The organism is Polaromonas sp. C04 (assembly GCF_002002705.1).
GTDB lineage: Bacteria > Pseudomonadota > Gammaproteobacteria > Burkholderiales > Burkholderiaceae_C > Rhodoferax_A.
The window spans coordinates 263,984-283,476 of the sequence record NZ_MUNS01000041.1 but is presented as its reverse complement, the minus strand read 5'-3'; the positions used below and the strand labels follow the sequence as shown (position 1 = coordinate 283,476).

Annotated in this window: 20 protein-coding genes; 3 read left to right on the top strand and 17 right to left on the bottom strand. The window is 60.8% G+C overall.

Annotated features, from left to right (window positions below; translation table 11 throughout):
• Positions 1-205: 205 nt before the first annotated feature.
• The 17 genes from B0E49_RS17745 to B0E49_RS17665 all read right to left on the bottom strand — a co-directional run bounded on the left by B0E49_RS17745 (position 206) and on the right by B0E49_RS17665 (position 17,043).
• The gene (locus tag B0E49_RS17745; protein ID WP_077563832.1) at positions 206-1,291 is read right to left on the bottom strand and encodes a glycosyltransferase family 4 protein; all 1,086 of its coding nucleotides are present in this window, start codon (positions 1,289-1,291) and stop codon (positions 206-208) included.
• Positions 1,292-1,571: 280 nt separating this feature from the next.
• Positions 1,572-2,696 (bottom strand): GDP-mannose 4,6-dehydratase, encoded by a 1,125-nt coding sequence (gene gmd, locus B0E49_RS17740; protein ID WP_077563830.1) that lies wholly within the window; start codon positions 2,694-2,696, stop codon positions 1,572-1,574.
• Positions 2,693-3,670 carry a GDP-L-fucose synthase gene (fcl, locus tag B0E49_RS17735; protein WP_077563828.1) on the bottom strand — a complete coding sequence of 326 codons (978 nt, stop codon included), beginning with the start codon at positions 3,668-3,670 and terminating at the stop codon, positions 2,693-2,695. Before fcl ends, gmd begins: the two co-directional genes overlap by 4 nt.
• A gap of 6 nt (positions 3,671-3,676) precedes the next feature.
• Positions 3,677-5,116, bottom strand: coding sequence for a mannose-1-phosphate guanylyltransferase/mannose-6-phosphate isomerase (locus B0E49_RS17730; protein ID WP_077563826.1), 1,440 nt, complete (start codon positions 5,114-5,116; stop codon positions 3,677-3,679).
• Positions 5,109-5,471, bottom strand: a complete 363-nt coding sequence (locus B0E49_RS17725; RefSeq protein WP_077563824.1) for a MarR family EPS-associated transcriptional regulator — start codon at positions 5,469-5,471, stop codon at positions 5,109-5,111. Before B0E49_RS17725 ends, B0E49_RS17730 begins: the two co-directional genes overlap by 8 nt.
• A 157-nt stretch (positions 5,472-5,628) precedes the next feature.
• Positions 5,629-6,174, bottom strand: a complete 546-nt coding sequence (rfbC, locus tag B0E49_RS17720) for a dTDP-4-dehydrorhamnose 3,5-epimerase (RefSeq protein WP_077563822.1) — start codon at positions 6,172-6,174, stop codon at positions 5,629-5,631.
• Positions 6,175-6,524: 350 nt separating this feature from the next.
• Positions 6,525-7,913 (bottom strand): RNA-binding domain-containing protein, encoded by a 1,389-nt coding sequence (locus B0E49_RS17715; protein ID WP_077563820.1) that lies wholly within the window; start codon positions 7,911-7,913, stop codon positions 6,525-6,527.
• Positions 7,891-8,985 carry an NAD-dependent epimerase/dehydratase family protein gene (locus B0E49_RS17710; protein WP_077563818.1) on the bottom strand — a complete coding sequence of 365 codons (1,095 nt, stop codon included), beginning with the start codon at positions 8,983-8,985 and terminating at the stop codon, positions 7,891-7,893. Before B0E49_RS17710 ends, B0E49_RS17715 begins: the two co-directional genes overlap by 23 nt.
• Positions 8,982-10,412, bottom strand: coding sequence for a mannose-1-phosphate guanylyltransferase/mannose-6-phosphate isomerase (locus tag B0E49_RS17705; protein ID WP_077563816.1), 1,431 nt, complete (start codon positions 10,410-10,412; stop codon positions 8,982-8,984). Before B0E49_RS17705 ends, B0E49_RS17710 begins: the two co-directional genes overlap by 4 nt.
• Before the next feature lie 58 nt (positions 10,413-10,470).
• Entirely contained in the window at positions 10,471-11,358 is an 888-nt protein-coding gene (gene rfbA / locus B0E49_RS17700) for a glucose-1-phosphate thymidylyltransferase RfbA (RefSeq protein ID WP_077563814.1), read from the bottom strand.
• A gap of 11 nt (positions 11,359-11,369) precedes the next feature.
• A complete protein-coding gene (locus B0E49_RS17695; protein ID WP_077563812.1) occupies positions 11,370-11,813 on the bottom strand; it encodes a TA system VapC family ribonuclease toxin in 444 nt (147 codons plus the stop codon).
• On the bottom strand, positions 11,813-12,046 hold the full coding sequence (locus B0E49_RS17690) for a hypothetical protein (RefSeq protein WP_077563810.1): 234 nt from the start codon (positions 12,044-12,046) through the stop codon (positions 11,813-11,815). The genes B0E49_RS17695 and B0E49_RS17690 overlap by 1 nt, the downstream gene beginning before the upstream one ends.
• A 196-nt stretch (positions 12,047-12,242) precedes the next feature.
• On the bottom strand, positions 12,243-13,151 hold the full coding sequence (gene rfbD / locus B0E49_RS17685; protein WP_077563808.1) for a dTDP-4-dehydrorhamnose reductase: 909 nt from the start codon (positions 13,149-13,151) through the stop codon (positions 12,243-12,245).
• Positions 13,148-13,546: a type II toxin-antitoxin system VapC family toxin gene (locus B0E49_RS17680; protein ID WP_077563806.1), complete on the bottom strand. Its 399-nt coding sequence runs from the start codon at positions 13,544-13,546 to the stop codon at positions 13,148-13,150. Before B0E49_RS17680 ends, rfbD begins: the two co-directional genes overlap by 4 nt.
• Before the next feature lie 8 nt (positions 13,547-13,554).
• Positions 13,555-13,806: an antitoxin gene (locus B0E49_RS17675; RefSeq protein WP_077563804.1), complete on the bottom strand. Its 252-nt coding sequence runs from the start codon at positions 13,804-13,806 to the stop codon at positions 13,555-13,557.
• A gap of 57 nt (positions 13,807-13,863) precedes the next feature.
• Complete coding sequence (rfbB, locus tag B0E49_RS17670) at positions 13,864-14,934, bottom strand: dTDP-glucose 4,6-dehydratase (RefSeq protein ID WP_077563802.1); 1,071 nt, start codon at positions 14,932-14,934, stop codon at positions 13,864-13,866.
• Between the two features lie 123 nt (positions 14,935-15,057).
• On the bottom strand, positions 15,058-17,043 hold the full coding sequence (locus B0E49_RS17665; RefSeq protein ID WP_077563800.1) for an SDR family oxidoreductase: 1,986 nt from the start codon (positions 17,041-17,043) through the stop codon (positions 15,058-15,060).
• 211 nt (positions 17,044-17,254) lie between these two features.
• Here B0E49_RS17665 and B0E49_RS17660 point away from each other — a divergent pair, with 211 nt between their 5' ends.
• The 3 genes from B0E49_RS17660 (at position 17,255) to B0E49_RS17650 (ending at position 19,403) form a co-directional block, all read left to right on the top strand.
• On the top strand, positions 17,255-17,752 hold the full coding sequence (locus B0E49_RS17660) for a phasin family protein (protein ID WP_077563798.1): 498 nt from the start codon (positions 17,255-17,257) through the stop codon (positions 17,750-17,752).
• 201 nt (positions 17,753-17,953) lie between these two features.
• Positions 17,954-18,616 carry a TetR/AcrR family transcriptional regulator gene (locus tag B0E49_RS17655; RefSeq protein ID WP_077563796.1) on the top strand — a complete coding sequence of 221 codons (663 nt, stop codon included), beginning with the start codon at positions 17,954-17,956 and terminating at the stop codon, positions 18,614-18,616.
• Between the two features lie 13 nt (positions 18,617-18,629).
• Positions 18,630-19,403, top strand: coding sequence for a tetratricopeptide repeat protein (locus B0E49_RS17650; protein ID WP_077564187.1), 774 nt, complete (start codon positions 18,630-18,632; stop codon positions 19,401-19,403).
• Positions 19,404-19,493 lie beyond the last annotated feature (90 nt).

The window sequence follows — 19,493 nt, the reverse complement described above, 5'->3', positions numbered from 1 at the left end:
ACTCAAGGTACAGTCGCAAGCGGAGAACGCTCCTCCCCAATATCAAAGTCCCTCGATAGGCCACGCTGAAAATCGCAAAACGGCACACCGCCTGCCCACGTTCAACACAGCTGGAATGGACCATCGCTCGCATGGGCATCGTAGCGCCGACGGCGGAACCGAAAACGACGTTCTTTGTCATTGCAATACCCCAACGGTACTTTTCTCAAACACGGTGATCAACCAAGGGACCGCCTTGATAAATCGCAACAGTGTCATTGAAAGTGCGATCCCATGAAAATCTCTTCGCATGCTGCAAGCCAGCGTCAATCACACTCTGACGACTCTTCACCGAAATCTGCAACTGGGTCAAAGCGGCAGCAAACATTTCCGGACGCTGTTCACGGGCATACAGCGCGGCTTGACCACCCACCTCAGGCAGTGATGAGGTATGTGCCGCCACGACGGGACAGCCACAGGCCATGGCTTCCAATATCGGTAAGCCGAATCCCTCATAGTCGGATGGAAAGATGAAAGCGAAGGCTGTTGAATAGAGTTCCCTTAGCCGATGGATAGAAACCGGCCCGAACGAATGCCAGCGTCCACGCAGGCGGGACTCAAGCAGTTCACCCTCATGGCGTGATGGTGCTGGACCAACAATGCCGAGCGAAAGATCGCGACACTGGGCTACCGCCTCGACAGCGAGATCAAAACGTTTGTGCCCGCTGCGCTGACCAACATAAAGAACAACATTTTCCATCTCAGCGATATTGCCCGCGTATATTGGAAAAAAAGTACTTTGGTCGACCCCATGATATACAACGTGCAATCGAGATGGATCTACATCGGGCACATAGCGAAGAACATCGTCGCGCGTTGCGTGCGAGATGCAAATCACAGCGTCCGCTCGCCTGATGCTACGCAGCTTTTGCCATGAGTGCACCCAGCGCGCCGGGCCGCGTCGATAGCGCTCGTAAATGAAGTCGTGGACAGTGACGACGCATCTAGTCGATGTATTTGTTGGCGAACGATAATACGATGAGTGGAAAACATCACAACGTCGATCATTTCTCACATCGAGATATCGTGAGACCGAAGTTGGTAAGATCTCCTTGCGAGTACTTGATTTAAGGTGCCAATTGGCATCGTAATCTGCGTACTGGATTCGCTTCGGAAGTACCATGTGGCTGTTGACGTTCGGTAAGGCAGCCACGTGCTGCACTAGACGACCCCAGTAGTTTGCTATGCCGCCATAAGTTTGAAGTCCGAACACTATCCCATCAAGCGTAACGGCCATGTTGCGACTAGTCATGAATTAGATTCCTCTTTGACCACTTTTCTAATAACGTCGAACATATGAAACTCAGTTCTCCATTCACGCTGCTGTTCTACTTGTGGGGATTCACTGAATCAATCATTATTTCCAATTGGCGAATTAAGTTTTAATTGAGAATTACAAAATCTCACGGATTAATATTTCTCCCAATTAATCTAACTATTAATAGCGTAGCGAACAACACAGCTTGTCAATTAGTTAGTTGATTGGAATGTCATATTTTTCGATCGCCGCAACTCAAATTTAGATACACCACCTATTCCACGCTCACAGCAATTTGGTAGCCATGTTGTTTGAGTAGAGCGTGTTTTTTTGCTTCGGCCAAATCGAATGCAACCATTTCTTTTACCATCTGGTCGAGCGTGATTTCCGGCACCCAGCCGAGTTTCTCTTTGGCTTTAGTGGGGTCGCCGAGCAGGGTATCGACTTCAGTGGGGCGGAAGTAGCGTGGGTCGATTTTGATCACGGGTTGCTTGCCCCAATAGCCCACCTCATTGACGCCCGCGCCTTCCCAGCAGAGTTGCATGCCTAGGCCTGCTGCTGTTTTCTCGATGAACTGGCGCACGCTGTATTGCACGCCTGTGGCAATCACAAAGTCTTCGGGTTGATCTTGTTGCAGCATCATCCACTGCATGCGCACATAGTCTTTGGCGTGGCCCCAGTCGCGCAGGGCGTCTATGTTCCCCATGTACAGGCAGTGTTCCAAGCCTTGGTGGATGTTGGCCAGGCCCCGGGTAATTTTGCGGGTGACAAAGGTTTCGCCGCGACGCGGGCTTTCGTGGTTGAACAGGATACCGTTGCAGGCATACATGCCGTATGCCTCGCGGTAGTTCACCGTGATCCAGTAGGCATAGAGCTTGGCGACGGCGTAGGGGCTGCGCGGGTAGAAGGGAGTGGTTTCTTTTTGCGGGGTTTCCTGCACCAGGCCATAGAGTTCGCTGGTACTGGCCTGGTAGAAGCGGGTTTTCTTCTCCAACCCCAGGATGCGGATGGCCTCCAGTAGACGCAGCGTGCCCATGGCGTCCACGTCGGCGGTGTATTCGGGACTCTCAAAGCTCACGGCCACATGGCTTTGAGCGCCCAGGTTGTAGATTTCGTCGGGCTGGGTTTGCTGGATGATGCGCGTCAGGTTGCTGCTGTCACTTAAGTCGCCGTAGTGCAGCTTGAAGCGCGCATTTTCAATGTGAGGGTCCTGGTAGATGTGGTCCACACGGGCAGTGTTGAAGCTGGAGGCGCGGCGCTTGATGCCGTGCACGGTATAGCCTTTTTCAAGCAGGAATTCGGCAAGGTAGCTGCCGTCTTGGCCGGTAATGCCTGTGATGAGGGCGACTTTGGGTTGTGTGTTGGTGTTGGTGTTGGTGTTGGTGTTGGTGTTGCTCATGCTGTGTTCTTCAGAAAATCTTGATAGGCGCGCGTCAGGCCCTCTTGCAGATTCACTTTTGCCTGCCAGCCCAGCGACTTGAGGCGGCTGCTGTCCATCAGCTTGCGGGGTGCGCCGTCGGGTTTGGTGGTGTCAAAATCGATTTCGCCCTCGTAACCCACGACTTGGCCCACGGTGTGCGCCAGCTCGGCAATCGTAATGTCGCTGCCATAGCCTACGTTGATATGGCTTTGCATGGGGCTGGTGTGCTGCTCGTGAGTGGCCTTGGGCAGGTTCATGACATGCACGCTGGCTGAAGCCATGTCATCTACGTACAAAAACTCACGCAACGGAGTGCCGGTGCCCCAGATGGTGACCTTGGGCGCTAGGCTGGTTTTGGCTTCATGAAAGCGGCGGATTAGTGCGGGAATGACATGGCTGTTTTCGGGGTGGTAGTTGTCGCCCGGGCCATACAGGTTGGTGGGCATAACGCTACGGTAGTCCACGCCGTGGCTGGCGCCGTATTGGCGGTTGTAGCTTTCGCAAAGCTTGATGCCAGCGATCTTCGCAATCGCATAGGGCTCGTTGGTCGGCTCCAGCGGGCCGGTAAGCAGTGCATTTTCGGCCATGGGCTGCGGGGCTTGGCGAGGGTAGATGCAGCTGGAACCCAAAAACAGCAGCTTTTTGACACCGCTTTGAAAGGCTGCGTCAATTACATTGGCCTGCATCATCAGGTTTTGGTAGATGAATTCGGCCGGGTAGGTGTTGTTGGCATGAATGCCGCCTACCTTGGCTGCGGCCAGGTAGACCTGGTCAGGTTTTTCGGATTGAAAAAACGCACGCACGGCAGCCTGGTTGGTCAGGTCGAGTTCGGAGTGGGTACGGGTAATGATGCTTCCGGGGGCGTGGCCAGCACCCAGCAGCTGGCGGACGATGGCGGAGCCGACCATGCCGCGATGGCCTGCAACGTATATCTTGGATGAGGTGTTTGCCATATCTCTTCAGGCCTCTATCGGCAGCGGCGCCAAGCGGCCATAAGTGTCCTCCAGCCGCACGATGTCGTCCTCACCCAGGTAGCTGCCGGTCTGCACTTCTATCATCTCCAGATCGGTCTTGCCCGGGTTTTCGAGGCGGTGGGTTTCGCCTATCGGAATGTAGGTGGACTGGTTTTCGGTGAGCAGGAATTGCTCGGTGCCTTTGGTGACCAGCGCCGTGCCGTACACCACGATCCAGTGCTCGGCGCGGTGGTGATGTTTTTGCAGGCTGAGCTTGGCGCCGGGGCGTACCGTGATGCGCTTGACCTGAAAGCGCTCGCCGTGGTCGATGCTGTCGTAGCAGCCCCAAGGGCGCGCCACCTTGCGGTGCAGGCTGGCTTCGGGGCTTTGCCTGGCCTCCAGCTGCGCCACCACGCCCTTGACCTGCTCAGCGTGGCTGCTGGCCGCCACCAGCAGCGCGTCCGGCGTGTCGATCACCAGCAGGTCCTGCGTGCCCAGCGTCACTACCACGCGATGCGGTGCGTGGATGTAGGTGCGCTCGCTTTGCACCGCCAGGCCATGGCCGTCAATACGGTTGCCGTGCTCATCTGCCGGGCTCAGATCTGCCACGGCGTTCCAGCTGCCCACGTCGCTCCAGGCGCCGGCAAACGGCACCACGGCCACCTGTGGGTGGCGCTCCATCACCGCGTAGTCGATGCTGTCGGCGCGGCAGGCGGCGAAAGCTTCGGATTCAGGACGAACGAACTGCTGGTCTTGCGTGGCTTTGGCCATGGCCTGCTGGCAGCTCTGCAGGATATCGGGCGCATGCTGTTGCAAGGCTTGCAGCAGGGTGCTGGCCTGCACCAGGAAAATGCCCGCGTTCCAGAGCACGTTGCCTTGCAGAAGCAGCGCCTGGGCCTGGTCGGCGCCGGGCTTTTCGATGAAGCGGGCGACGGCAAAGCTGCCATCTGCGCGGGCGCTGCCTTGCTCGATGTAGCCATAGGCGGTGCTGGGAAAGCTGGGCACCACGCCAAAGGTCACGATGGCGCCCTGCCCGGCGGCTGTGATGCCCAGTTGCACCATGGCGGCAAACGCCTGCGCATCGGGGATGTGGTGGTCCGAGGGGCAAAACAGCAGCAGGTCTTGCGGTTGGGCTTGCAAGGCGGCCAGCGCCATGGCAGGCGCGGTGTTGCGTGCCACAGGCTCCAGCATGATGTGGCCCGCGACTTTGGCCGCCTGCATGGCTTCGGCGACCAGAAAGCGGTGCTCTTCGGCGGCAACGCAAATGACCTCGGCATTGGCGCCGCTGCCGTTGATTCGTGCGACCCGCTCCAGCGTGAGCTGCAGCAGACTTTTGTTATCCACCAGCGGAACGAACTGCTTGGGAAAGCTCTTGCGCGACAGCGGCCACAGCCGGGTGCCGGAGCCGCCGCAAAGAATGACGGGGATGATTTTGGCGTTAGTCATGAATGGGTGCTGATTTGCTTTGAGCTGTGTTCATTTCGGATTTCAGCGTTTCGATTTCCAGCGTCAAGCTCTCAAACTCGGCCACCTTGCGCTCCAGAAAACGAACCGTGAGGCCCGCTTTTTCGGTGATGCCGACAGGCGTGAGCAGATAGGCATAAGCCAGCTTGTTCTGGCTCTTGCGAAAGCTCTGCATCTTGATAAAACCCTTGTCCAGCAAGGCCTTGAGGCAATAGTTGGTTTTGCCCAGACTCACGCCCAGCGCATCGGCCAGGTCGCGCTGGCTCATCTGCGGGTTGGCTTCCAAAAGGCGCAAAACCTTGAGGTGGTTGTCTTCTTGAGGGGATGGGCTTAACAAGCGCTTTGACTCGGCTTTAATCTGTTGGGTCCCGATGCAGCTGTGATGCTGGGGGCCTTAATGGGTCTTGGGAGGCGGGAAATTCAGCCCGTTCAATCGATGAACGCGTATGCTAACACGACTTGGTTACAGCCCAACCGGCTTGCAAGAACCGCTCTCAGTGCGGTAGCTCGCAAGAATGCAGCGAGGGGGCGTTGCCATCCTTGGCGGAAAGACGTGGCAGTACGTTGGAAGGCCACGCAATGGCCAGATCGGGATCATTCCACTGAACGCAGCGCTCATGCTCGGGTGCATAGTAGTCTGTGGTCTTGTACAGGAAGTCCGCCGACTCGCTAGTCACCAGAAAACCGTGCGCAAACCCCGGCGGCACCCACAGCTGCCTGTGGTTGTCTTCGGTCAACTCCACACCCGCCCATTTGCCAAAGGTGGGCGAGCCTTTGCGGATATCCACGGCCACATCAAACACCGCACCGCGGACCACGCGCACCAGCTTGCCCTGCGGTTGCTGGATCTGGTAATGCAGGCCGCGCAGCACGCCTTTGACCGAGCGCGAGTGGTTGTCTTGCACAAAATGAACGTCCAGACCCGTGGCCTGGTTGAAGGCTTTCTGGTTGAAGCTTTCAAAGAAGAAGCCGCGGGCGTCGCCGAACACCTTGGGCTCGATGATCAGCACGTCGGGGATGGCGGTGGGGATGATGTTCATGCGGGGTACGGAGGTATGGATCCCGGGTCAAGCCCGGGATGACAGAAAGAGGTTCCGGGATGGCAGAAAGGGGTGCGGGGATAACAGGAGACTGAGCATGTATTGGCCACAGCCGTTCTTGACCAATGGCGGGGCCAGGTTTTCGGCCCAGCTTGCAGGCGGGTTTGGGGTAGATTATAGGGAATCGTTTTACTATAGTTTCAATAGCAATCTTTGCATATTAGACGGTGACTAGAGGTTGATTTCATTCGAAAACTTCCCAATGACCGTCTTTGGTGGCCAGCCCAACGCGGACCCTGCAGCCGTTTTCGATGAAAGAAGTTGGAGACTTGAGTTGCCATGTCAGTTTCTCACAAGGTGAGTCGGTACTTCTGTAACCGACTGTTGGGTTTATCGGCAATGGTTGGCTCGATCAGGCCCTTGGCCAACAAGATGCGGATAACCTTGTTCAGTTGCCCCGATACTTCTTTTTGCCCTAGCGCGGCAGAGATATCGCGTTTGCCCATGGGGGCCATGGCGAGTAGCCGTAACACACGAGCCTCAATTGGCAAGGCAGACTCTGGCTGCGACTCTGGCTGCGACTCTGGCTGCGACTCTGGCTGCGACTCTGGCTGCTTTTGCGCAAAGGTCACCATCACGCCACCGGCGAATTCCTTGACCTCGAAATCGATCTCGGGGTAATCCTCCAGTGCTTTGCGGATGCGAATGAAGCCGCTGCCGTATTTTTCTATCGCGTTGATGAGGTAGAACCCCTCAGCCACCAGCTTGTTGCGCAGGCTGGAGCGGTAATTGTCGGCCTGGATGTCGGCAATGCTGATGCCGCCGTAAAAGGTGCCAGGGCTGAAGAGGGTGATCTTGTCGTCAAAGATTTTGATCTGAATATCGCTGGGGTCGGTGTAGCTGCGGTGAACGACGGCATTGAGCAACGCCTCACGCAGCGCGGGCAGCGGGTAGGCAAAGCGTTCCTTGCGCTGGATGCTGCCATCAAATTCAAAGGCGACGCTGATGTGCGAGACGATGAATGTCATTGACCGCTCGACCACTTCGAACAGGGTGTCGGTGAATTGCCGGTCGTCAATGATCATGCTGGGGGTTTTGAACCGCCCGATGTGAACATGGTGGCGCAGTGGCTCGTTGGCAAACAACAGCATGGCGGCCCAGGTGGGCTGGCCTTTGACCAGGTAGTTGAGTTTTTCAAGAGCCGCCAGCGGCGTGCCGGCTTCGAGGGCAAAGCGCCCGTTGTCGTTGACGCGCTGAATGAAGCGCTCGATTTTGGCGGACGACAGGTCGGCAACGCTGGCTTGGGGCGCGGGGTGAGCGTCCCATGAGATTTGCAGGGACTGAAGATAAAGATCGGCAATTTCGTTCAGGGCCAGTGCATGGTTGGAGCTGGCAAGGCGCTTGTAGTAGCGGCCTCGGGTACTGACGGGTTTGACCGGGAATTCGGCCACCTGGATGGACACCACGGTTTTGCCATTTAACTGGTGAGCGGCCAGGTCAGGAATGAGCGACGGACTGGTGGCCGACTTGATTTGGCCAAGCCATTCATTGAGGGTTTCTTTGCCTACCGTCACACCCTGGACGACGGCTGCATCGGTCACGCCCACCAAAACCGTACCGCCCTGCGTGTTGGCAAAGGCAACCAGGGATTCGATGCTGGCTTTGTCGAACGAGGTTTTGAATTCCAGCGTTTGCGATTCGCCGGCGGCGATGCGCTCAAGAAGTTCGGTGATCGTCACGGGATTCCTGGCCAATGTACCAAGGCATTGCCAGCGCCAGCCCCTCGCCGATGCGTTGCGTGGGCGCGTAGCCCAGCAGGCGCTGGGCCTTGCCGATGTCGGCCAGGCTGTGGCGCACGTCGCCGGCGCGGAAGTCGCGGTGCACGGGTTGGGCGCCCGCCAGGTGCGGGTAGCGCGGCAGCAGGTGGCGCTGTAGCTGGGCATACAAGTCGTTGAGCGTGGTGCGCTCGCCCACGGCGACGTTGTAGACCTGGTTGACGGCCTCGGGGTTTGGCGCGGTGGCGGCCAGCAGGTTGGCCTGCACGACGTTCTCGATAAAGCAGAAGTCGCGGCTGGTTTCACCGTCGCCGTTGATGTACACGGGTTCGCCCTGGATCAGGCTGGCGATCCACTTGGGGATGACGGCGGCGTAGGCGCCTTCGGGGTCTTGCCGGGGGCCGAACACGTTGAAGTAGCGCAGGCCGATGCCTGGCAGGCCGTAGGTGCGGGCAAACACGTCGGCGTACAGCTCGTTGACGTATTTGGTGACGGCGTAGGGGCTCAAGGGCTTGCCGATGACGTCCTCCACCTTGGGCAGGTCGGGGTGGTCGCCGTAGGTGGAGCTGCTGGCGGCATAGACGAAGCGTTTGACCTGGGCGTCGCGCGCGGCGACCAGCATGTTGAGGAAGCCGGTGATGTTGGTGGCGTTGGTGGCGAGAGGGTCCGCGATGCTGCGGGGGACGCTGCCGAGGGCGGCTTGGTGCAGGACGTAGTCAACAGGGTGGTTAGGCAGGGGTGGATTCCCGCCTTCGCGGGAATGACAGTAAATCATGGCTTGCTGGCAGTCGGCCAGGTGGCGGATGTCGCCTTCGATGAATTGGAAGTGGGCCCATTGGGCGGGGGTGACGAGGGTTTGCACTTCATCGAGGTTGCACTGATGGCCGGTGGCAAAGTTGTCCAGGCCGACGACGCGCTGGTTCAGTTTGAGCAGGGCCTCCAGCAGGTTGGAGCCGATGAAGCCGGCCACGCCGGTGATGAGCCAGGTGGCCGGTTCCTGGGCGAGACGGATTTGGAGTTGTTCGTAGGCGGTCATTTTGATATTTCCGGCGGCGGCGCCAGACGGCCATAAGTGTCTTCCAGCCGCACGATGTCATCTTCTCCCAGGTAGCTGCCGGTTTGTACCTCGATCATTTCCAGATCGGTCTTGCCCGGGTTTTCCAGGCGGTGGGTTTCGCCTATCGGAATGTAGGTGGACTGGTTTTCGGTGAGCAGGAATTGCTCGGTACCCTTGGTAACCAGCGCCGTGCCGTACACCACGATCCAGTGCTCGGCCCGGTGGTGGTGCTTTTGCAGGCTGAGCTTGGCGCCGGGGCGCACGGTGATGCGCTTGACCTGAAAGCGCGCGCCGTGGTCGATGCTGTCGTAGCAGCCCCAAGGGCGCGCCACCTTGCGGTGCAGGCTGGCTTCGGGGCTGTGTCGGGCGTCCAGTTGCGCCACCACGCCCTTGACCTGCTCGGCGTGGCTGCTGGCGGCCACCAGTAACGCGTCCGGCGTGTCGATCACCAGCAGGTCCTGCGTGCCCAGCGTCACCACCACGCGATGCGGTGCGTGGATATAGGTGCGCTCACTTTGCACCGCCAGGCCGCGGCCGTCGATGCGGTTGCCCTGCTCATCGGCCGGGCTCAGATCTGCCACGGCGTTCCAGCTGCCCACGTCGCTCCAGGCGCCGGCAAACGGCACCACGGCCACCTGTGGATGCCGCTCCAGCACCGCGTAGTCGATGCTGTCGGCGCGGCAGGCAGCGAAAGCTTCGGGCTCGGGACGCACGAACTGCTGGTCTTGCGTGGCTTGGGCCATGGCCTGCCGGCAGCTCTGCAGGATATCGGGCGCGTGCTGCTGCAATGCTTGCAGCAGGGTGCTGGCCTGCACCAGGAAAATGCCGGCGTTCCAGAGCACGTTGCCTTGCAGCAGCAGCGCCTGGGCCTGGTCGGCGCCGGGCTTTTCGATGAAGCGGGCGACGGCAAAGCTGCCGTCTGCGCTGGCGCTGCCCTGCTCGATATAGCCATAGGCGGTGCTGGGAAAGCTGGGTACCACGCCAAAAGTCACGATGGCGCCCTGCCCTGCGGCGAGGATGCCCCGTTGCACCATGGAGGCAAACGCCTGCACGTCGGGGATGTGGTGGTCCGACGGGCAAAACAGCAGCAGGTCTTGCGGCTGGGCTTGCAGCGCGGCCAGCGCCATGGCGGGTGCGGTGTTGCGCGCCACCGGCTCCAGCACGATGCGGCCCGTGGCTTTGGCCGCCTGCATGGCTTCGGCGACCAGAAAGCGGTGCTCTTCGGCGGCAACGCAAATGACCTCGGCGCTGGCGCCGCTGCCGTTGATTTGTGCGACCCGCTCCAGCGTGAGCTGTAGCAGGCTTTTGTTATCGACCAGCGGGACGAACTGCTTGGGAAAGCTCTTGCGCGACAGCGGCCACAGCCGGGTGCCCGAGCCGCCGCAAAGAATGACAGGATGAATCATGAGGCGAGCCTGTTATGCACGCCACACAGCACGTCTGCCGTGGCGCCAGGGTTGAACGTCATTTGCCCACCCCTTCTCTCAGCAGCCGCAGCATGTATTGGCCGTAGCCGTTCTTGGCCAACGGTTGCGCCAGCTTTTCGAACTGCTCGATGCCAATGAAGCCGTTGCGCCAGGCGATTTCTTCAGGGCAGGCGATCTTCAGGCCCTGGCGCTGCTCCAGCGTGGCGATGAACTGGCTGGCCTGCAGCAGGCTCTCGTGCGTACCGGTGTCTAACCAGGCGTAGCCACGCTGCATGATCTGCACCTTGAGCTGACCGCGCTCCAGGTAGGCCTGGTTGACGGCGGTGATCTCGAGCTCGCCGCGCGCGCTGGGCTTGACGGACTTGGCGATGTCGACCACCTGGTTGTCGTAGAAATACAGGCCGGTGACGGCGTAGTTGCTTTTGGGCTGTTTGGGTTTTTCTTCAATGCTGCTGGCGTTGCCGTTTGGGTCGAACGCCACCACGCCGTAGCGTTCGGGGTCTTGCACGTGGTAGGCAAATACGGTGGCGCCGCTGGTTTGTTGATCGGCTTCGCCGAGCAGCTGCACGAAGTCGTGACCATGGAAGATGTTGTCGCCCAGCACCAGCGCGCTGGGCGCGTTGCCGACAAACTGGTCGCCGATGATGAAGGCTTGCGCCAAGCCGTCGGGGCTGGGTTGCACCGCATATTGAATGTTGATGCCCCATTGGCCGCCGTCGCCCAGCAGTTGCTGGAAGCGCGGCGTGTCTTGCGGCGTGCTGATGACCAGCACGTCGCGGATGCCGGCCAGCATGAGGGTGCTGAGCGGATAGTAGATCATGGGCTTGTCGTACACCGGCAGCAGTTGCTTGCTCAGGGCCAGCGTGGCCGGGTGCAGCCGCGTGCCGGAGCCACCGGCGAGGATGATGCCTTTGCGTTGAGTCATGGGGTGGGCAATCAGTGAGTTGTGTTCGGCAATACGGTCAGGTTCTCGGCGCGCGCATCCGGCACGGCCGCCACCGGGATGCCTTGGTCCAAGGTTACCAATCGCCCCGCGTTGCGCTGGGCCAATGACAGGAGATACACGTCGGTGAGGTGCCGTCCGGTCAGCAGCCTGTCCCAGCGCAAGGCGCCCGCAGTCAACAAGCTGAACGAATCGGGCCAGAACTCGTGCCGCGGATCGGCCGTCGCCTCGGCCAGAATTTCGGCCACCAGGGGCGCTGGTGCATGGTTGGCATATGCGGGCTGCGACAGAATCCGGATGCAGCCGTTTTGCGTAAGGGGGCAAGACGCCCAGCCGTGCTGCGCCTGTTCGGCAAACCACTGCGTCGCCGCAGCATGGTGAATGTGCTCCGAATCGAACAAGGCGATCAGTACACTGACATCGAGCAACGCGCGCATCAAATGCCCTCGATTTCCCGGATCGCATTGACGTGATCGTTGGTGACCACGTGACCACCCCGGGGAATGGTCCGGAAACCGGCCACGGAACGGCCTGTCTCCGTGCCCCCGGTTTGTGTAAGCGCCTGCCGCGCCAGGCGCGACAGCACGGCACCGGCAGTGCTGTTTTCGAGCCGGGCAATCTCCTTGGCGGCAGCCAAGACGTCGTCAGCGAGGTCAATGGTGGTTCGCATGGGCTGTTTGATGTAGTGATTCGTTGATGCAGTGATTTTATATCATCAAAGAATCTTTCTCACCATGTTTTTCGAGTGAAGTTCTAAACGTCCATCACGCTGTCATTCCCGCGAAGGCGGGAATCCAGTGCCCTGCCCATGTAAACGATTGATCTGCAAGGATGAATGGATCCCCGCCTTCGCGGGGATGACGACTTCATGCAGCCCCCCTCAACACCTCACCCAGCATACGCGCCACGCCCTGCTGCCAAGGCTGCAGACTCAGGCCGAACGCATCTTGTAGTTTGGTGGTGTCGAGCCGGGAGTTAAGGGGGCGCCGGGCGGGCGTGGGGAAGGCGTTGGTGGGGACAGGGTCCACGACGGTCGCTATTAATTTGATAGTTGACTGCGCAGTCTGGGTCTGAGCCAGAACGTATTTTGCATACCCATGCCAACTGGTTTCACCGCCCGCCGCCAGATGGTACAGGCCGGCCTGCTGCGGCTGCCGCAAAACGCTGCGGATGGCATGCGCCGTAACGTCGGCCAGCAGATCGGCGCCGGTGGGCGCGCCGATCTGGTCGTCGATCACCGTCAGGCGCTCGCGCTCCTGGGCCAGGCGCAGCATGGTTTTGGCAAAGTTGCCGCCGCGCGCGCCGTAAACCCAACTGGTACGAAAAATGAGGTGGCGCGGGCATGCGGCCGCGATGAGCCGCTCGCCTTCCAGCTTGGTCCGGCCGTAGACATTGAGCGGCGCCGGAGTGTCGGTTTCGATCCATGGACGGGTGCCGCTGCCGTCGAACACGTAGTCGGTGCTGTAGTGCACCAGCAAGGCGCCCAATTTGGCCGCCTCTTGCGCCAGCACGTCGGGTGCCAGGGCGTTGAGCGTGCGGGCAAGTTCGGGCTCGCTCTCGGCCTTGTCGACGGCGGTGTGGGCGGCGGCATTGACGATGACGTGCGGGCGCACGGTCCGCACGGTTTGGGCCAGGCCCCGCAGGTTGGCGAGGTCGCCGCACAGATCCGGGCTGTGGCGGTCCAGCGCAATCAGCTCACCCAACACGCTCAGGGAACGCTGCAGTTCCCAGCCGACCTGGCCGTTCTTGCCGAGCAGCAAAATCCTGAGGGTCATAAGGCCCACTCTTCCACGGCCAAGCCGGGCACACGCAAAAATTCACGGGCGTTGTTGGTCACCACAACGGAGTCCTCGGCCATGGCGTGTGCGGCAATCAGCAAGTCCATACCGCCGATGCTCTTGCCCGCCTGCTCCAGCGCCACGCGTAGGCTCGCGTAATGCAAGGTCGCATCAAGGGGCCAGGGGCGCACCTCGAATCCGGCCAACCAGGCTTCGACCGCGGCGGAAAAGCGGGCCGAGCCCAGCTTGGCCGCCCCGAAGCGCAACTCCGCAGCCACCATGGCCGACAGCCAGAGCTCGCCACGGTCCAATCCGGCAAACCGCTCGATCATCGAGGCCGGGTGCCGGCGCAGGATATAGCTGCAGATATTGGTGTCCAGCGTACGGCGCATGACCCGACTCAGGTCCAGTCGCGCGCTTGCGGCAGGCTGTCGCTGCGATCCGCAAGAAAAGTATCGGGCAGCGGCTCGCTAGCCTGGTAGAAGCCCGCGAGCCAGTCGGCCATGCTCCGCCCGGGAGAGTCTTCGGGCTGCACCCATAGTGCGTTGCCGATCTGTTCGATGCGCACTTCCTTGGCATCCAGGCGCAATTTGGCTGGCAGCCGAATAGCCTGGCTGCGGCCGCTCATAAAAAGTTTTGCGATGGTGCTCACTGCTGGTCTCCAGATGTAATATCACATTGGCATACTACATCAGAATCGAATAACCGTCTACACGGGCGTATCGCCGGCGTACTGGGTTTGCACCCACTCCCGGTAAGCGCCGCTTTGCACATGGGTCACCCAGTCGGGGCTGGCCAGATACCACTGCACGGTCTTGCGGATACCGGTCTCGAAGGTTTCGGCCGGGCGCCAGGCGAGTTCGCGTTCAATCTTGCTGGCATCGATGGCGTAGCGGCGGTCGTGGCCGGGGCGGTCCCGGACGTAGGCGATTTGCTCGCGGTAGCTTTTGCCGTGAACTGCGGGCCGCAGCTCATCGAGCAGGGCGCACACGGTGTGCACGATCTCCAGGTTGGGCTTTTCGTTCCAGCCGCCCACGTTGTAGGTTTCGCCCGGTCGGCCCGCCTCCAGCACGCGGCGGATGGCGCTGCAGTGGTCCTTGACGTAGAGCCAGTCGCGCACCTGCTGGCCGTCACCGTACACCGGCAAGGGTTTGCCGGCCAGCGCGTTGACGATCATCAAGGGGATGAGCTTTTCGGGGAAGTGATACGGGCCGTAGTTGTTGGAGCAGTTGGTGGTGAGCACCGGCAGGCCGTAGGTGTGGTGGTAGGCGCGCACCAGATGGTCGCTGGCGGCCTTGCTGGCGCTGTACGGGCTGTTGGGCTCGTAGGGATGCGTCTCGGTGAAGGCCGGGTCGGTGGCGGCCAGGCTGCCGTAGACCTCGTCGGTCGAGACATGCAGAAAGCGAAAGTCTGCTTTGGCGTCGCCCGCCAGGCCATTCCACCAGGCGCGCACGGATTCCAGCAATGCGAAGGTGCCGACGATGTTGGTCTGGATGAATTCCGCCGGGCCGTGGATGGAGCGGTCCACATGCGACTCGGCGGCGAAGTTGACGATGGCGCGCGGCCGGTGCTGCTGCAGCAGGCTGGCGGTCAGCGCCGCATCGCCAATGTCGCCCTGCACAAAGACATGGCGCGCATCGCCCTGCAGCGAGGCCAGGTTTTCGCGATTGCCGGCGTAGGTGAGTTTGTCGAGATTGAGGACCGGCTCATCGTGCGTTGCCAGCCAGTCCAGAACAAAATTGGCGCCGATAAAGCCGGCGCCGCCGGTAACCAGAATCATGAGGGTCCCTTGTCATCACGGCGAATACTCATCGCCGTTTGTTTGGCCCCATTATCCCACCCTCCATGCCCAAAAAAAGGGCACCCACAGGTGCCCGCTCGCAAGCATCCGTTACGAATGGCTTTAGAAATGAATCCCGCGCATCATCTGCTGCATCGCCACCGCCTCGGCCGACAGCTGCGGCCTGGCGCCCTTCTCGCCCTTGGCGGCCGATGAATCGGGGAACATGCGAAAGCTGGTATTCATGGCGATCTGGGCCACGCGCGGCACCAGCGCGTGCAGCACCTGGCCTGCGATGCCCAGGCGGGTCGCCACGCGCACCGGCTTGAAGATGCAGGCCTGCGCCACCAGGTCGGCGGCCTCTTCGGGGCTGAGCGTGGGCACGTTGTTGTACAGATTCGTGGGCGCGATCATGGGCGTGCGCACCAGCGGCATGTTGATGGTGGTGAAGGTGATGCCCTGATCGGCAAACTCGCTGGAGGCGCAGCGCGTCCACGCGTCCAGCGCCGATTTGGAGGCCACATAGGCCGAAAAGCGCGGCGCATTGGTCAGCACGCCGATCGAGCTGATGTTGACCACATGGCCTTTGTGTTTGGCCACCATGCCAGGCAGCAGGCCCATGGTGATGCGCAGGCAGCCAAAGTAGTTGAGCTGCATGGTGCGCTCGTAATCGTGAAAGCGGTCGTAGCTGGCCTCGATGGCGCGGCGGATCGAACGGCCGGCATTGTTGATGAGGAAGTCCACGCCGCCGTGGTTGTCGATCAACAGTTGCACGAAGCGGTCGCAGTCCGCCATATCGGCGATATCGGCCGCGTAGGCCACGAACTCGTGTCCCTGAGCTCGGGCTTCCTTGCAGGCTTCGTCGAGCTTGTCCTGGTCGCGCCCGCAAATGACGGTGATGGCGCCCGCCTCGGCAAACTTGTGCGCGGCGGCCAGCCCGATGCCCGAGGAGCCGCCCGTGACCAGCACCACCTTGCCGCCCACCGTGCCTCTGAGCGAGTGGTCGATGTGCAGGTCCGGGTCGAGGTGACGCTCCCAGTAATCCCACAGCCGCCACGAGTAGTCCTTGAGATGTGGGCATGCTATGCCCGAGCCCTTCAGCGCGGCCAGGGTATCGCGGCAGTCGAAGCGCGTGGGGTAGTTCACGAAGGTGAACATGTCCTCGGGCAGGCCCAGATCTTTCATGACGGCGTTACGGATGCGGCGCACCGGCGCCAGCGCCATCAGGCTCTTTTTGACGCCGCGCGGAATGAAGCCGAGCAGCGCCGCATTCACGAACAGGTTCATCTTGGGTGCATGCGCGGCGCGGCTGAAGATGTCGAGCACGTCGCCCACGCGGTAGCCCTGCGGGTCGACCAGGTGAAAACACTTTTTGGCGATGGCGGCCTTGTGGCTGATGTGGTCCAGCGCATCCACCACAAAATCCACCGGCACGATGTTGATGCGTCCGCCTTCCAGACCGACCATCGGCATCCAGGGCGGCAGCAGCTGGCGCAGGCGCTGGATCAGCTTGAAGAAGTAGTACGGCCCGTCGATCTTGTCCATCTCGCCCGTGGTGCTGTCGCCCACCACCATCGCGGGCCGGTACACGCTCCAGGGCACCTTGCATTCCTTGCGCACGATTTTTTCGCTCTCGTGCTTCGTCATGAAATACGGATGGTCGACGTTCTCGGCCTCGTCGAACATGTCCTCGCGGAACACGCCCTCGTACAGGCCGGCGGCCGCGATGGACGACACATGATGAAAATGTCCGGCGTCAATCGCCTTGGCAAACTCGACGGTGTTGCGCGTGCCTTCGATGTTGACGGCGATCTGGCTGGCCTCGTCGGCGCCCAGGTCGTAAACCGCGGCCAGATGGTAGAAGTGGTCGATCTGGCCCTTGAGCTTTTTCACGGCGTCGGCCGGGACGCCCAGCTTCTTGCTGGTGAGGTCGCCAAACACCGGAATCACCCGGGCTGCGCTGGCGCCCCAGAATTCACGCAGCCCCGCGACCTTGGTCTCGCTCTCCTTGCGGATCAGAAAGTAGACCACCGAGCCCTTGCGCTCCAGCAGTTTCCTGACGAGGCGTTTGCCAATGAAGCCGGTCGCGCCGGTGACGAAATACTGCATGGAAACCTCCAGAGGGAAATGCTGCATTCTTGCCGAAAGCATGGCACGGCCGGTTCAGCACAAACCCGTGGAAACCCTGAGCATCGGCCCCCAAGGTTTTAGTCTGCCGCCCCTAGACCCAAGGCGCCCGCAGCGGCTAAAGTTCTTTGATGTACCGGATTGCAATTCCGCGCCGGCGCTTTGATTCACCCGATGTGTCTGGAGGACCCCCATGGTCAAGAAACTGCAAAAACTGAGCGCCGACAAAAACACCGGAACCCAACTCGCGGGTACCGTGAAGGATTCGGCCCAGCAAATCTGGCTGGCCGGTCTGGGCGCCTTCGCCAAGGCCCAGGAAGAGGGTGGCAAGGTCTTTGAAACCCTCGTCAAGGAAGGCCTGAGCATCCAGCGCAAGACGCAATCGGCAGCCGAAGAAAAAATTTCCGAGGCCACGAACCGCATGACCAGCCTGGCCAACGACATTTCGGCCAAGGCCACGGGCAAGTGGGACAAGCTGGAAAACATCTTTGAAGACCGGGTGGCCAAGGCCCTGAACGCGCTGGGTGTGCCGTCTGCCAAGGACATCGATGCGCTGATGGCCCGCATTGACGAGCTCAACGAGAACGTGCAAAAGCTCTCCCGCAAGAGCGCCGCCCCCAAGGCCCCCGCTGAAAGCGCCGCCAAGCCGGCCGCCAAACGCACCCCATCGCGCAAGACTGTTGCGCGCTGATTGGCACCTCGGTGCATCATCCCGGGCCACCCCGGGACCTTCTGCAAAGGGCGCTCGGCGCCCTTTTTGCATCCTGCTGCTCTGCTGCAATGCAACATTTTCCTGCCCGTCGGCGCCCTACACTGATTGACTCTGCCCTTCTTCAGGACTCCATTGAAGGGACCCAGTTAGAGTAAAAGCACAAAAAAGGGATAGACATTCATGGCGAAAAAGGCGCCACGCCGCACCGCAGAGCGCATTCTGGAGGTCACGCTCGAGCTGTTCAACCGGTTCGGCGAACCCAATGTCTCGACCACGCTGATCTCGGCCGAGTTGAACATCAGCCCCGGCAACCTGTACTACCACTACCCGGCCAAGGACGAGCTGATCAACTCGCTGTTCGATCGCTACGAGCGGGCACTGGGCGAACTGCTGAACGCCAGCGACGGCGTGCGCGACGTGGAGGACGCCTGGTTCTTCATGCACACGCTGTTCGAGCTGATCTGGCAGTACCGTTTCCTGTACCGCGACCTGAACGACCTGCTGAGCAAGAACCGCCGGCTGGAGACCCACTTCCAGTGGGTGCTGAAAAACAAGACCCGGGCCGTCACCACCATGCTGGACGGCATGAGCCGCGCCGGTGTGGTCAGCATCGATTCACGTGAGGTGGAGGCCACGGCCACCAGCATGGTGGTGGTGCTGACCTACTGGCTGAGCTTCGAATACGTGCGCGACCCGCGCAAGGCGCTGGAGCCCGAGCATGCGCAGATGGCGCTGCTGCGTGGCGCGCACCACGTGCTGAATTTGCTGGTCCCCTACCTGGAGCCGGGGCAGCGCATGCACCTGCTGAGCCTGGTCGGGGCGTATGACAAGAACGACAATTGACAAGGAGATGATGATGGCCAAATGGACTGCATTCCCCCACGCGGGCGACTATGACTTCGACGCCGCCAGCGTCAAGAAGAACTGGGCGCGCCTGCATGCTGGCGACAGCGAGCCGCTGCCCCCGGACGCCAAGGTGCTGGCCGCCTGGGTCCTGTTCCACAACGGCGAATTCCAGAAGGCCGCCGAAGCCGGCCTGAAGGCCGGAGGCGCCGGCATCACCGTGGCGAACAAGGCCACCTGCATCTACGCCAACTACCTCGAGAAAAAAGAAAAAACCAAACTGGACCTGTTCATGGAAGTCGCCGGGCGGGCCGAGGCCCAGGCCGCCGCCGAGCCCAAGAACGCCAACGCCTGGTACTGGCAGGCCTACGCGCTGGGCCGCTACAGCCAGGGCATCAGCGTGGCGAAGGCGCTGGCACAAGGCCTGGGCGGCAAGGTCAAGGCGGCGCTGGAACAGACCATCAAGCTGCAGCCCAAACACGCCGACGCCCACATTGCGCTGGGCTCGTTCCACGCCGAGGTGATCGACAAGGTCGGCTCGCTGATCGGCGGCATGACCTATGGCGCGAAAAAGGACACCGGCCTGAAGCTGTTCCAGGAAGCGCTCAAGCTGAACCCGGGCTCGGCCATTGCGATGATCGAGTACGCCAACGGCATGGTCATGTTGGAGGGCGACAAGAAGATGAAGGAAGCCACCAGGCTGTATGAGCAGGCGGCTGCCAGCAAGCCGCTGGATGCGATGGAGCGGCTGGACGTGGAGATGGCGAAGGCCGAGCTGGAGGATTGACGGAGCCTATGCCATTCCCGCAAAGCCCCGTCATTCCCGCGAAAGGCGGGAATCCACTCTCCGCCGATCACCACGGTGGATTACCGGTCA